Source organism: Chitinophaga sp. 01L420, assembly GCF_056399985.1.
The window spans coordinates 38,846-53,000 of record NZ_JBFTSK010000020.1; the positions used below are offsets into that span (position 1 = coordinate 38,846).

A 14,155-nucleotide genomic window follows, 5' to 3' on the forward strand; every position below is an offset into this window, starting at 1 on the left:
TTTTAAGCAACATTCGTCCAATATATAGCAGTACTGTCGGCCGCTGACAGCAATGCCTTGTTTTTTTATTTGTTGAAAACAACCAAAACAGTAAAATCAACATCACTCATGCTGGCTACAACTTTTACGGGTTCCCTAGAAAGTGATCCGGACGGCGGGGAAATGAAAGATGATATGCCGCTGCATGAAAGACTAATGCACCAGCAAAAATTACTGGAAATCATTGGTAGTATTCATGATAATTTTGCAACACCCGAACGCATCCATGATGCGTATGAACATTTATTACCCGATCTGATTTCACTAACAAACAGTGAGCACGGTTTTGTGAGCGAAGTGATCCAACACCGGAATGGTGCCATTCAGTGGCAACCGCTTGCCAAAAGCCGGATGCCAGAAGGTGAAGGAAGCTTTGCTGCGTCCCTGCAAAAGGTGGTCTATAGCGGGCAACCGCATATCAGTACTGTAGATAATGGAACTCCCACTCCCTGGTCGCTTCTGGGCATTCCGATCATATTTCAACAAAAGGTCCTGGCTGTAATGGCCTTGCTCAGCCAAACCACTACGTATACTGCCGCCACCATACAACTACTTCAGCCCCTGCTGCAGGTGCTGGGTTATCAACACGGACATGCCTTCCGGACCCGTGAATACCAGCAATTGAAAAATGTACATACCGAACTAAAATCAGAATGGGAGGCACTCATGATGACGCTGGACGATATTGTGTTTGAAATGAATGATCAGAAAGTCTTTACCAAAGTATGGTGCAACCAGGAAAGCCTCCTGTTTCGTCCCCGGGAAGAAGTAATAGGCAAAACCATTTCCGAAGTATTGGGCGAACATTCCATTGCCTTTAACCGCCTGGCAGACAAGATCCTGCGGACAGGAGAACCCCAGGAGTACCTATATCCGGACATCCGGCAAAGTCTTGAGCATTGGTACGAGCTGAAGATGACGCTCATCAATAGCCCGCAACCAGGCCCTAAACGGATATTACTACTGATCAGGAATATTTCCGCCCGGGAAAGAAAACATACCGGCTACCAGCAGGCACAATCAGAATTGAAGCGTAGCAATCAGTTACTCGGTATTTGCCAGCAGATGGGTAAAATGGGCGGCTGGGAATTCAATGTGGTGACCGGCGAAATGTACTGGACCAAAGAAGTGTATGCTTTGAGAGAAGTACCACCCGACTTCCCTATTACATTTCATGCAGCGGCCAGTTTCTATCATCCCGATGATCAGCCGGTTTTTGAAGCCGCCAGAGATCTCCTCTCCAATGAGAGTGTACCTTTTGACCTGGAACTACGGCATATTTCTGCCAAAGGCACCAAAACATGGGTACGAACAGTAGGCCGGCCCGTACGAAACAACAACGGCCACCTGACACATTTCCGGGGTATCATCATGGATATCACCGATAAAAAAGATACTGAACTGGCACTCACCAATGCCAGGGACAGTGCACAAAAAGCAGCACAATCAAGAAGTGAATTCTTATCCGTTATGAGCCACGAAATCCGTACTCCTTTAAATGCCATCATAGGCATTGCCGGCATCCTGGAAGAAAATCCGGTGACAGAACATGCAGAAGTAATTCATAGCCTGCAATTCTCTGCCAACCATTTGCTGGGTCTTATTAATGATATTCTTGACTTCAGCAAGATGGAGGCAGGTAAGATTGAACTGGAAAAAATTCCTTTCGATCCGGCTGCCCTTATACAGGGTATTACCACCAACTACCAGCCAATGGCCAAATCCAAAGGAATTGAACTGGTGACCAACATCGATAGAAAACTGCCGGCCAACATCACCGGCGATCCGGTCAGGCTCTCACAAATCATCAACAACCTCCTCAGCAACGCTATCAAGTTTACCAACGAAGGCAGCGTTACCATAGCCGTACAAATGGAAAGCAGTACGGAAGATACCTGCAATATCTCCTTTATGGTAAAAGATACCGGAATAGGCATAGTCCCTGAAATGCAGGATAAAATATTTGAAACTTTTGTACAGGAAGATTCTGCCACCACCCGCCATCATGGTGGTACGGGATTAGGCCTGGCCATCACAAAAAAACTGGTCAACCTCCATAACAGCAATATCACCCTGGAAAGCCGGAAAAATGAAGGCACCATTTTCCGGTTTGATATCCCTTTCGCCGTTCCGGAAAACGAAGCCAATCAACTCCGTAAAAAAGAGAAACAAGCCGTTGGCTTCCTCAACGACATCACGCTGCTCGTAGTGGAAGACAATGCCATCAACATACGCATCATTGGATTACAACTGAAAAATTCAGGCGCCACCATCGTCACCRCCAGTAATGGCCGGCAAGCACTGGCCAAAATGCAGGAACAGTCTTTCGATGGCATCATCCTCGACCTGCATATGCCGGAAATGAATGGCTATGAAACCATCCCGCATATACAACACCTGCAGCCGAACGCTTTCATCATTGTACTCACCGCGGATATTATGCCGGAGGTAAAAGAGCGGCTCCATAAATTGCAGGTGAAAGATATGCTGCCCAAACCCTATGCAGCGGAAGATCTCCTGCATATTTTGGAAGAAGCTAAAAGCAGGAGACAAAAAGCTATTAACACGAATGACCAGAACAGATAATACCCCAACGTGTCCCGGATCTACTGGTTCGATCATACCAACTCAGCATTTGTGTCCATAGCTTTTGCTTTTTGCCTTCCGCTTTCCGCTTTTAAAAGTACCTTCGCGCCTGCACAAAAAGCCAACAATTATGCAAACACCTTCTTTGTCGGCCCGGGACCTGGACGTCATCTGGCACCCGTATACACAAATGCAAACCGCTCCTGCGCCTATCGGTATTGTACGCGGACAGGGCGCACTTCTTTTCGATGAACAAAACAACAGCTATATAGACGCCACTTCCAGCTGGTGGGTAAACATACACGGACATGCACATCCACATATTGCACAGCAACTCGCAGCCCAGGCGCTGCAACTGGAACATTGCATCTTTGCCGGGTATACCCATCCTCCGGCCGTAAACCTGGCGGAACGCCTGCTACAGATCCTGCCGGATAATCAACGCCGCGTGTTTTACTCCGACAACGGATCTACTGCGATAGAAGTAGCCCTGAAAATGGCCATACAATACTGGGATAATAAAGGCACCCGCAGACATAAAATTCTGGCCTTCAAAAATGCCTATCATGGCGACACTTTCGGCGCCATGAGCGTGAGCGGCAGAAGTGTGTTCACCCGCGTGTTCGATGACCTTTTGTTTGATGTTCATTTCCTGGAGGTACCCACCGCGGAAAACATCTCACAAATAATAAATACTATAAAAGACTTACAGCCGGAAGACATAGCTGCCTTCGTTTTTGAGCCGCTGCTCCAGGGCTCCGGTGGGATGGTGATGTACGATGCCAATGCATTTGAGCAACTGTTACAGTACTGCGCTTCCAAAAATATTTTACTCATCGCTGATGAGGTGATGACCGGCTTCGGCAGAACCGGAAAAAACTTTGCCATGGAGTATCTCCATACGCAACCGGATATGATATGCCTCTCCAAAGGGCTTACCGGCGGCACCATGGCGCTGGGCGTAACCACTAGCACCGCTGCGGTATACGAAGCATTCCTTTCGAACGATAAGCTGAAAACATTATTTCACGGCCACTCCTTCACGGCCAACCCCCTCGCCTGCACCGCCGCACTGGCCAGCCTGGATATCTTTACCGATCCCGCCTGTACACTGAACCGGGAACGCATACACGAAAAACACGCTACCTTTTTAGGAGAACTGCAACAGTTTTCGATGATAAAAAATCCAAGACTACTGGGCACTATCCTCGCGTTTGAAATAGTAACCTCCAACGCAGACGGATATACGAATGCATTAGCGGATCACCTACACCGCTTCTTCCGGGAAAAACGGATCATGTTGCGCCCGTTGGGTAACACACTCTATATACTGCCACCATACTGCATCACCAACGAACAGCTGGACCAGGTATATGAGAGCATCCGGGAACTGATACCAACACTTGGCCACCAATAAAAAAATTGCTTAAATGCAAAGAGGCCGTCTTTTCAGACAGCCTCTTTGTAAATACTTTACCCAGTACAATTATTTTACCGGTACAGCAATTTTAGTATCATCCCACTCAAATACCACAGCATTACCTGGTAATGTGAATGTGAGCTTTTCAGCCGGCGTAGCCAATGCTTCGCGCTTTACTTTTACTGCTACCACATCTTCACCTTTATTTTTGTCGTAATCATAAGCACCCCATTGACCCAGTTTACCATTGAGGATAACGGTCCAGGTTTTAGGATCAGGAATAGAAAATAAAGTGTAAGTGCCGGCTTTTACAGGTTTACCACCAAATACAACATCTTTGCTGAAGGTGATTTGAGTGGCTTCATCGGCACCGGTACGCCATACTTTACCGAATGGCTCCAGGGTGCCAAAAATTACGCGGCCATTTTTAGAAGGTTGTCCATAAACTACTTTAATACCGTTGGCTTCTGTTGTAACGTGTGGACTCTTACGTGGCTTTTCCTGTGCAAAAACGAGGCTTGTAACTGCCAAAAATAAGGTTGCCAAAAAGAAATGTTTCATTTTTTTAGTTTTTTCTGAAATAAGAAGAATTTTTCAAGAAAGCTTTACAATTTAAATTAAACCATAAAATCCGTTGTAAGCAAAACAATGGGATCAATGGTAAAATAACTCCATATTACTTCTTTTCACAGATATCACTCAACTTAGTTAAGCCGGTTTCCATGGCAGGGCCATAGATCCTGTCTGTTACAAATCCCCTTAATTTCCACCAGGGCAGCATCCCCAGCTTGATTTCCATATGCCAGAATATAGCCGTGGATGCCCCATCTGCTGTGGGCTTCAGTTCAATACCTCCATTTACCGGTCTGGCACCTTTAATATCCAGCAGATAATGTATGCCCTTAGCCGGATCACTGTCCAGGATCGTTACCTTCCCACTGCTTTCCTTGCCTTCCCAGCTATACCAGGCGCCTGTGCCGGCTGCCGGCCCGGAAAATACGAGGGTAGCGGTGCTGTCTGGCTTCGTCCACGGATTCCAGGGCTCCCATGCCTTCAGGTCACTGATCTGTGCATATACTACGGAAATAGGGGCCCGTATCACGCCGGTACGCTCTACCACTCCCGTAGATGGAAATAACAACGACAGCAGAAAAACCATACTGCCCAAAACGATCACACTGATCAGCAACAACTTAATAAGACGCATAGAAAGAAATTACGAATTACGAATTACGAATTACGGATCATCAGGAGATCTTCGTCTTTCTCCGTAATTCGTAATTCGTAATTCGTAATTCTATTTATCGACAATCCTTTTTATATTCTCCAATCCCTTTTCAAAATCTTTCCCCACCCACTTGTCCATCATCAGGCCCATGACTTTTCTCAATGGATGCTGCCCCATATGGCAAATCATGCCCCAGGTAACCAGGGTGCCTCCGGTAACGGTATCAAAGCGAAAATAGCCTTTGGCGAGTCCCATGGCCATAAAATCGGTATCAGTAGCTACGTACTGATCTGCCCGTGACTCCGTAACAGACATGTGCCCCTTGCCTACATTGCGGTTGCTGCTTTCCCAGCTATATCCCGCGCCTACCCCGCTTTCCTTTTCTCCATAGGTAATTTTCACCGCGGGGTCCTGCTCTTTCCAGGGCGACCACAGCTCCCAGTTACGCACCACATTTACCAACGGGAAAATAACACCGGCTGCTGCCGGGACTAACAGCGAACGCTCCACTTTAACAGTGGGTGACAGGAATAAACTAAAAATGAAAAGTCCCAGTACAAGGACAATAAATGCACCCAGAATAATGAATAAGGCTTGCATCTGACTGGATTTAGATAGCACAAAGCTAATAAAATCACACTATTCCCACTTGAATACTTTCACGGCTACCGCATATACGACAACACCCCACAAAGTAAGAATGGCAATATCCCAACCCACATTCCAGAGATGCTGCCCTTCAAAGGCCACTTTCCGCAGTGCATCAATCAGGTAAGTCAGCGGCATTATTTTGCAAATAGGCTGCAGCCAGCCCGGGAAGGAATCTATCGGGAAAAAAGTGCCCGCCAGCAGGAACTGTGGCAGGGTAACAATATTTGCCAAAGGAGGAATGGTGCTTTCGTTTTTAGCCAGACTGCTTACCACAAAGCCAAAGCCCATGAATACCAGCAGCCCGAACACCGACAATACCAGCATTTCCAGGAAAGTGGCAAAACCATGCACCAGCGTAAAGCCAAACGCAAAATGCCCCAGCGCAATGATCACTACAGAGCTGATCAGCTGGAAGATCATCCGGCTCAGCGCCTCCGCCAGTACAATATAGGTACGTTTGATAGGCGTGGCAAAGAAACGCTTGAGTACCAGCGTTTGACGCATATTATAAAACAGGAAAGCGGTACCAAATACGGCCGCGCTCATCAGCGCAAATCCCAACTGTCCCGGTAAAATGAAGTCAATGGTCTTAAATTCCCGTCCGGGGATCTCTGTTTGCTTAAAAACAGCCACAGTAGGACGTTTGTATTCGGAATCATCTATGCCGGCCGTCACGTTTTTCAACACGCCCATCAGGATCATTTTCTTACTGGCATCTGAAGCGGTGGAAGTCCGGATATTGATGTCATAATGTTGCACATGGTCGGCACTTTCCACTGGCACCACATCCAAAATAGCCACCAGGCGTCCTTTTTTCAGATCTTCCTCCATGTCAGCCACCGGTTGATCTGTCACCAACTTCAAGGCACTTATATAATGCAAGTCCTTATAAAACTTACTCGTAGTATCGGTTTGGCGGCCTACTCCCACTTTTACGGAAACAGTACTGCCTCCTATAAACCCAAACACCAGGATAAATACCAGCGGGAACCCCAAACTAAACACCACGGCGGAAGGGCTCCGGAATATACCCCTTAAACYTCCTTTCGTAATCGCCAGCATGGCCCTCAACTGATTGTACTTAGCTCCATTCATCTGATCTGCTATTTTAAAAACCGGAAGCAAAACTACTATAAAAAAGGAGAAAGCCTAAGCCATAAAGGAAAAAGCTATTGTAGCGGAGATATAAAGGGATATTGCATCCGCTTTTATCTATGCTACAATAGCTTTTTCCTTTATGCTTTGAGCCTTCTGCTCTTAGAAACTATATTTAAATGGTATTCTTGCCTGTATCTGGCCATGCAGCTGCTGTACGTCTTTCAATTGCTGATACAGCTCATAATTAGCACCCAGCTCTTTTTTCACCATGTTCGCACTGGTCTCTGCACCTAACCCTTTGAGGAACCGGGCGATCTTATTCTTTCCAGCTTCAGGATATTCCCTTAAACGGTACTCAGATAACTTTGCCAGTCGCGCCGCACAAGCCAGGGCCTCATTCACACCACCAATACGGTCTACCAGTCCCAGTTGTTTTGCCTCTACACCACTCCATACACGTCCCTGGGCAATGCTGTCCACCACAGCAGGATCCAGCTTTCTGCCGGCTACCACGCGGGATTTGAAGGAAGCATAGGTACTGTCAACACCATTCTGAATAAAGCGCTTCTCTCCTTCTGTCAACGGACGGCCTACTGAACCCAGATCGGCATACTGTGCGGTTTTAACACCATCGAAAGTAACGCCCAGCTTATTTTTAAAGAAATCCTGCAGATTAAACATCACACCAAATACACCGATAGAACCGGTTAAGGTATTAGGCTCTGCAAAAATGCTGTCGGCCATGCAGGAAATATAATAACCACCGGAAGCTGCATAGTCGCCCATAGATACTACCACTGGTTTTACTTTCTTCGCCAGCGATAGTTCCCGCCAGATCACTTCAGAAGCCAGCGCACTACCTCCACCAGAGTTCACGCGGAACACGATGGCCTTCACATTCTTATCTTCTCTTACCTTACGGATTTCACTGATATAATTTGCACTGGCAATGGTATTGTCCTTATCAGATTCTCCATCCACAATATCGCCCTGCGCATAGATCAGTGCAATTTTGCCTTCTCCGGTGCCGCTGGAAAGTTCGGTACCTACATTATATTTCCCCAGGGTAACAAAGTTGATGTCACCATCCGTCTTGGTGGCTGTTTTATTTTTCAGCTCCGCAGTTACTTCATCATCATACTTCAAACCATCTACCAGCTTATATTTCAACGCATCATCGGGTTCCTGGATCAAATTTTCATTGGCGTATCCATGTAAGGTAGCGGTATCTATATTACGTGCTTTGCCCACTCCCTGCAGGAAAGTACCGTACAATTCACCCAGGAACTGGGTAGTTTGAATACGGTTAGCTTCGGTCATCTGCGTTTCACGTAATGGCTCGGTAGCACTTTTGAATTTGCCGCAGTAGAAAATTTCCGGTTTTATTTCCAGCTTATCCAACGCGCCCTTTAAAAAAGGTATCTGTGTGGAGAAACCTGTGAAATCCAGTCCACCTTTGGGGTTCAGGTAAATTTTATCTGCAGCGGAAGCCAGGTAATAAGCACCTTGTCCCATCACTTCTCCATATGCATACACAAATTTGCCGGATTTACGGAAACGAAGCAACGCATTACGCAACTCTTCTGTGCTGGCAAAGCCACTGGGATTACCATTTACTTTAAGATAAATACCTTTAATGTTATCGTCTTTGGCAGCATTTTCAATCAGTCGTACTGCCTGAAACAAACCAGGCACCTCTCCTTCATCATCCGGCATCAGGGCACTAAGCGGGTTTACTACTTTCTGTTCTTTATACGACTGGCCCGTTTCGAGCACCAGTACGCCGTTGGGGTTAATAGCTACCTTTTCGGAGGTAAGGGCCTTGCCTATTATGACCATCAACACGATGATGCATATACCTGCAAATGCAACAAATGCAAGAAAGGCTGCCAGGAAAACTTTGAAGAAACGCATACTTTTTGGTTAAGATGAAACTGAGATAGAAAGATACATTTTTTCAAAAATAAGGAATATGGCTACTTTTGGGGCTTGAAATATACATGAATACAGCAATATTACTTATAGGTGGCAATTTGGGTGATCGTACCGGGAACCTTGAAAAGGCGGTACAGCTGATCTCAGAAACAGCCGGAGAGGTCGTACAGATCTCCGCCTTATACCAGACCGCTCCCTGGGGAGCCGTGGACCAGCCTGATTATCTTAATCAGGGTGTAGAAATCCGCACCACAATGGATGCACTAACGTTACTGCATACACTTTTGGAAATAGAAAGAAAAATTGGACGTATCCGTCAGGAGAAATGGGGATCGAGGGTCATCGACATCGACCTTATCTTCTTTAACGACAGCATTATAGCCCTACCGGAATTAAAGTTGCCGCATCCCCGGATGCAGCTACGGCAATTTGTACTGGTGCCTTTGCTGGAAATCGTCCCGGATTATGTACACCCGGTGTTACATAAAACCGTAAAAGAACTGGCAGCCAGCTGCCCGGATACATTACCGGTTAACCGCTACTCCAACTAAACGGGTTAGCATCATTCTAAACAACACATTCATGCACTATAAATTTATTACGGTAGAAGGGAATATCGGCGCTGGCAAAACAACACTGGCCAATATGCTGTCTGCTCATTTTTCTGCGAAACTGATCCTGGAAGAATTTGCGGATAATCCTTTCCTCCCCCTCTTTTACGAACGCCCACAACAATACGCCTTCCCCCTGGAATTGTTTTTCATGGCGGAACGTTATAAACAACTGAAAGAAATGCTGCAGTCGCAGGATCTTTTCAGCGATATCATTATCTCCGATTACCTCTTTATTAAAAGCCTGCTGTTCGCAAAAATCAATCTGCCGGAAGAAGAATATGCCCTGTATCAGAAATTATTCGACATCATCAATCCGCAGTTGGTACAACCCGAACTACTTATCTTCCTGAACGCACCTGTTACCAAGCTTCAGGAAAATATCAAACACCGTAACCGGACTTACGAACAACATATTCCGGACGAATACCTCATGAGTGTACATGATATGTACATGCAGTATATTAAGCAGCATCCGGTACGTACACTGGTGGTAGATACCACCAAAGTAGATTTTCTCCGGCAGCCGGAAGACTTTAATAACCTGCTGCTGGCGCTGGAAAAGGAGTATGCACCGGGTGTGCATTATTTAAAGCTGTAGTGCGGATGTTGTACGATTTAAAAAGATCAGGGAAGATGAACAGGATATAACTGTATTCATCTTCCCTGATCTTTTTAAATCAACGTCAGTATCATTATGATGTCTGCGACAATACCTTCTGTGCAATAGCATTCRCCGCTACAAAACCACTGGTCCATGCATGCTGAAAATTAAAGCCGCCTGTGATCCCGTCTACATCCATTACCTCTCCGGCAAAATATAAATCAGGTACCAACCGGCTTTCCATGGTAGCAGGATCTATTTCACTCAGCGTAATACCGCCGCAGGTTACAAACTCCTCTTTAAAGGTAGTTTTACCTTTTACCGGGAACTCCATGCTGACCAGCAATTTCATTAACTTGTTCTGGTCTTTGGCCGGCAGGTCAGCCCAACGCATTTCTTCCGGTATCCCTACCTGTTGCAGCAGAAATTGCCATAACCGTTGAGGTAAGCTGAATGGATTCTTATTATATAATTTCTGTTTTCCTAACTCAAAACGCAGGCTTTGCCAGTCTTCCCGCAGGGTGTTTTCATTATAGGCCGGCAGCCAGTTCACAATCGCTGTAAAGGTATACTGGAGTTGCTGCAGCTCCCGGGCTCCCCAGGCCGACAGTCGCAATATGGCCGGGCCACTCATACCCCAGTGGGTGATGAGCAAAGGTCCCAGCTCCTGTAATTTGGTTCCCGCCACTTTTACCTGGGCCGTGTTGGCCACGCCCATCAGGCTGGTGATCGGATTACCAGGCATATTAAAGGTAAACAGGGAAGGCGCCGGCGGCACGATGCTATGCCCGCTTTGTTCCAGCCAGGCAAATTTGCCCGCCTGTGCATACCCTCCGGCGGCAATACATAAATAATCAGCTACCAGCTCACTACCATTTTGCAATTGCAGTTGCCAGCGGCCATTTCCCCCTTTTTTAAAGGAAGTCACCTCTGTATTGGTCCGGATATTCAAGTGGTATTTATCTGCTTCCCGCAGCAAACAATCGATGATGGTCTGGGAATTATCTGATACAGGGAACATACGACCATCCTCTTCTGCCTTCAGTTTCACCCCTCTTTCAGCAAACCAGGCGATAGTATCGGAGACAAAAAACCGGGAAAATGATTTCTTTACAAAATTTTGCCCCCTTGGATAGCGTTTAGCCATATACGTAATATCCGGCGCATTATGGGTAACATTGCAGCGGCCACCGCCACTTACCTTCACTTTGGATAACAGCTTGCCTGTTTTTTCCAGCAGCACGACTTCCAGCTGCGGGCAAAGACGGGCCGCATTTACCGCACAAAAAAATCCGGCAGCTCCACCGCCTGCCACCACTAAACGTTTCTGTTCTGAACTCATTAAAATCTTGTTAAAACCATGGCTTGAGCACGCAATAATAACAAACCTGCCGTAATCTTACCGATTAATCTTCCGAAGTTTATATTTTTACATATATTATACTGGCTCAAAATATATTGCATGCAACCGCACCTGAAGAAAAAGCGACATCACCTGAAATGGATGATCCCTGCCGTTCTGTTAACCGGCGTAATGAGTGCACTGGCTATACTACCATCGCCCAATGATTGGTCCGACCGCATAGTGAAGGCATTACAAACATTTGGTTCCCGCTACCCGGCTGAAAAAGTTTATCTCCACCTGGATAAAGACTACTACGCCTCCGGCGAAACCATCTGGTTCAAGGCCTATATCACCCTGCAGGGAATGCCCTCCACTTCCGCTACCAATCTCTATGTAGAGTTGCTGGATAAGAACAATAACATTGTACAGAAGAAACTGTTTGCTGCCGGTAATGCCGGTGCTCCGGGTAACTTCGATATTCCTGAAACACAGAAACCGGGCGTATACCAGCTCAGGGCTTATACCGCCTGGATGCTCAATTTCGATCCCGCTTTCAGCTATAACAGGACCATAGAAATATTTGATCCTTCCAAAAAAACAACCGCTCCCGCCGATAGCGTTGTTGCGCCCGACTTTGCGGTACAGTTTTTCCCGGAAGGTGGTAACCTTATCGCCGGTCAGCCCAACATAGTGGCCTTCAAAGCCATTGACAACAACGGCTACCCGATTGAAGTTTCCGGTACCATTAAAGATGCCAAAGGCGGCAACTCCGTTGCGCTTAAAACCATTCACGATGGTATGGGTACCTTTGATATTACCCCTGCCAACGGACAGGATATTTTCCAGGCAGTGGTGAAAAGTGCCAAAGGACAAACCAAAACAATTGCCCTGCCAGCACCGGTAACTACCGGCGCATCCCTGAAAGTATTCAATAAAGGCGCCCGTATCTTTTACCAGGCCGTTCCCGGTAATGTAAGCGATACTGCCTTTAATGACCTCGTGATTGTAGCTCAAATGGGCTCCCAACTGGTATACAAAGCCAGTCTGGATGTAGGCGAAGGCCGGATCAGTGGTTTTATCCCGGCAGACCATCTGCCTTCAGGTATCCTGCAAATTACCCTGTTCGCTAAATCGGGTATGCCGCTCTCTGAACGACTCACCTTCGTCCGCAAAAATGACCTCCTGCAAATGGATGTGTTGGACGCTGATACCCACAAAGAACCCAGAGCGAAAAATGCCATTGAAATCCGCCTGCCAGACACGCTGCAAACCAGCATATCCATGGCGATTACAGATGCGGATGCTGTACCGGTAGATAAAAATTCAAACAACATCGTTTCTACTTTCCTGCTGACCTCCGACCTAAAAGGATATATATACAATCCGTCCTGGTATTTCCGTAACGATGCCGATTCCACCCTCCGTGGCCTGGACCTCGTAATGATGACCAACGGTTGGAGACGGTTTGCCTGGGAAAAGATCCTGAACAACGAATTCCCGGAAATCAGATTCCCTTACGAACAAGGGCTGCTGATGAAAGGAGTAGCAACCATGCTGAATGGCCGCCCTATGCCTACCGGTAAACTGGATATGATCATCCGCCTGCCGATAGACAGCTCCTCCATGTTCGCCTCTGCGCCTATCAACGATAAAGGTCAATTCGAAATTGCCAACATGGTGTTCCCGGATACGGCCTATATCTACTACCAGGGTAATGACCTCGTAAAAAAAGGAGTAGATGTAAATGTGAAGTTCGATAACCACTTCTTCGAACGCCCTACCCAGGTTAAAATACCTTATCCATTGCGGATACCACCAGCAATAGACAATAATGCCCTGAAGCAGTTCCTGGCCAATGCAGCGGAAGGTAACAAAGTAAACCGCTCTATCAACAACAAAACGGTATACCTGAAAGAAGTAAACGTCAATGCCACAAAAGTTAAACCGGAAGAAACCACCGAAAAACGCTATACCTCCGGTATGTTCTCCGGTGGTGACGGCTATACGTTTGACCTGACCAAGGAAAATCCGATTGCACTCAACGTATTCCAGTACCTGCAATCTAAAGTAGCAGGACTGCAGATTACCGGGGATCTGAATAACCCTTCATTGTCGTGGCGTGGTGGCAAACCAGGCTTATACCTCAATGAAATGCAATCTGATGTAAGCATGCTGGGTACCCTCTCCATACAGGATATCGCCCTCATCAAAGTATTCCGCCCTCCGTTTATGGGTGGATTTGGTGGTGCCAACGGCGCCATTGCGGTATACACGAAGAAAGGTGGCGACAACGCTCCTAAAAATGATCCAAGCATCAGAGGCTTTAAACTTTATAAGAAAGCGGGTTATACCATCGTGAAGCAGTTCTATTCTCCTGACTACTCCGTTAAGAAAGAAGTACATGCTTTACCTGATAAACGCCTCACGCTCTACTGGAATCCAAACGTAGCCGTTGATACGCTCACACACACTGCCAGGATCCAATTCTACAACAACGATTTCACCAAACGTTTTCGTGTAGTCGTAGAAGGTATAGGAGATGATGGAAGCGTAGGCAGACTGGAACAGGAATTTTAGCAGCTGTTAGCTTTTAGCCATTAGCTTTTAGATTTTAGCAAAAAAAATGCAGCGGAGATAA

General features: G+C 46.6%; 11 protein-coding genes. 5 read left to right on the plus strand and 6 right to left on the minus strand.

Features of this window, described 5'->3' with window-relative positions:
* Positions 1-108: 108 nt before the first annotated feature.
* Both AC1DP6_RS19565 and bioA read left to right on the plus strand, forming a co-directional pair.
* The gene (locus AC1DP6_RS19565; protein WP_477056342.1) at positions 109-2,625 is read left to right on the plus strand and encodes a hybrid sensor histidine kinase/response regulator; all 2,517 of its coding nucleotides are present in this window, start codon (positions 109-111) and stop codon (positions 2,623-2,625) included.
* Between the two features lie 130 nt (positions 2,626-2,755).
* Positions 2,756-4,042, plus strand: coding sequence for an adenosylmethionine--8-amino-7-oxononanoate transaminase (gene bioA, locus AC1DP6_RS19570; RefSeq protein ID WP_477056343.1), 1,287 nt, complete (start codon positions 2,756-2,758; stop codon positions 4,040-4,042).
* A 69-nt stretch (positions 4,043-4,111) separates the two neighbouring features.
* Here bioA and AC1DP6_RS19575 read toward each other — a convergent pair whose 3' ends face one another.
* The 5 genes from AC1DP6_RS19575 to sppA all read right to left on the minus strand — a co-directional run bounded on the left by AC1DP6_RS19575 (position 4,112) and on the right by sppA (position 8,936).
* Positions 4,112-4,606, minus strand: a complete 495-nt coding sequence (locus AC1DP6_RS19575) for a DUF2911 domain-containing protein (protein ID WP_477025394.1) — start codon at positions 4,604-4,606, stop codon at positions 4,112-4,114.
* A 115-nt stretch (positions 4,607-4,721) separates the two neighbouring features.
* A complete protein-coding gene (locus AC1DP6_RS19580) occupies positions 4,722-5,252 on the minus strand; it encodes an SRPBCC family protein (RefSeq protein ID WP_477056344.1) in 531 nt (176 codons plus the stop codon).
* 90 nt (positions 5,253-5,342) lie between these two features.
* Positions 5,343-5,873, minus strand: a complete 531-nt coding sequence (locus AC1DP6_RS19585) for an SRPBCC family protein (RefSeq protein WP_477056345.1) — start codon at positions 5,871-5,873, stop codon at positions 5,343-5,345.
* A 39-nt stretch (positions 5,874-5,912) separates the two neighbouring features.
* Complete coding sequence (locus AC1DP6_RS19590) at positions 5,913-7,019, minus strand: ABC transporter permease (protein ID WP_477056346.1); 1,107 nt, start codon at positions 7,017-7,019, stop codon at positions 5,913-5,915.
* A 162-nt stretch (positions 7,020-7,181) separates the two neighbouring features.
* Positions 7,182-8,936: a signal peptide peptidase SppA gene (gene sppA, locus AC1DP6_RS19595; RefSeq protein ID WP_477056347.1), complete on the minus strand. Its 1,755-nt coding sequence runs from the start codon at positions 8,934-8,936 to the stop codon at positions 7,182-7,184.
* An 86-nt stretch (positions 8,937-9,022) separates the two neighbouring features.
* Here sppA and folK point away from each other — a divergent pair, with 86 nt between their 5' ends.
* The gene (folK, locus tag AC1DP6_RS19600) at positions 9,023-9,508 is read left to right on the plus strand and encodes a 2-amino-4-hydroxy-6-hydroxymethyldihydropteridine diphosphokinase (RefSeq protein ID WP_441574394.1); all 486 of its coding nucleotides are present in this window, start codon (positions 9,023-9,025) and stop codon (positions 9,506-9,508) included.
* 31 nt (positions 9,509-9,539) lie between these two features.
* Complete coding sequence (locus AC1DP6_RS19605; RefSeq protein WP_441574395.1) at positions 9,540-10,169, plus strand: deoxynucleoside kinase; 630 nt, start codon at positions 9,540-9,542, stop codon at positions 10,167-10,169.
* Between the two features lie 94 nt (positions 10,170-10,263).
* Here the strand turns inward: AC1DP6_RS19605 and AC1DP6_RS19610 are convergent, their stop codons facing one another.
* Positions 10,264-11,514, minus strand: coding sequence for a BaiN/RdsA family NAD(P)/FAD-dependent oxidoreductase (locus AC1DP6_RS19610; RefSeq protein WP_477056348.1), 1,251 nt, complete (start codon positions 11,512-11,514; stop codon positions 10,264-10,266).
* A 120-nt stretch (positions 11,515-11,634) separates the two neighbouring features.
* On the opposite strand from AC1DP6_RS19610, the gene AC1DP6_RS19615 reads away from it, so the two are divergent.
* Complete coding sequence (locus AC1DP6_RS19615) at positions 11,635-14,094, plus strand: MG2 domain-containing protein (RefSeq protein WP_477056349.1); 2,460 nt, start codon at positions 11,635-11,637, stop codon at positions 14,092-14,094.
* Positions 14,095-14,155: the final 61 nt, after the last annotated feature.

Bases quoted from the DNA above. Each gene is read 5' to 3' on its own strand.
- AC1DP6_RS19580 (WP_477056344.1), bottom strand. From the start codon at position 5,252: ATGCGTCTTATTAAGTTGTTGCTGATCAGTGTGATCGTTTTGGGCAGT.
- AC1DP6_RS19605 (WP_441574395.1), top strand. From the start codon at position 9,540: ATGCACTATAAATTTATTACGGTAGAAGGGAATATCGGCGCTGGCAAA.
- AC1DP6_RS19575 (WP_477025394.1), bottom strand. From the start codon at position 4,606: ATGAAACATTTCTTTTTGGCAACCTTATTTTTGGCAGTTACAAGCCTC.
- AC1DP6_RS19585 (WP_477056345.1), bottom strand. From the start codon at position 5,873: ATGCAAGCCTTATTCATTATTCTGGGTGCATTTATTGTCCTTGTACTG.
- folK (WP_441574394.1), top strand. From the start codon at position 9,023: ATGAATACAGCAATATTACTTATAGGTGGCAATTTGGGTGATCGTACC.
- bioA (WP_477056343.1), top strand. From the start codon at position 2,756: ATGCAAACACCTTCTTTGTCGGCCCGGGACCTGGACGTCATCTGGCAC.
- AC1DP6_RS19615 (WP_477056349.1), top strand. From the start codon at position 11,635: ATGCAACCGCACCTGAAGAAAAAGCGACATCACCTGAAATGGATGATC.
- sppA (WP_477056347.1), bottom strand. From the start codon at position 8,936: ATGCGTTTCTTCAAAGTTTTCCTGGCAGCCTTTCTTGCATTTGTTGCA.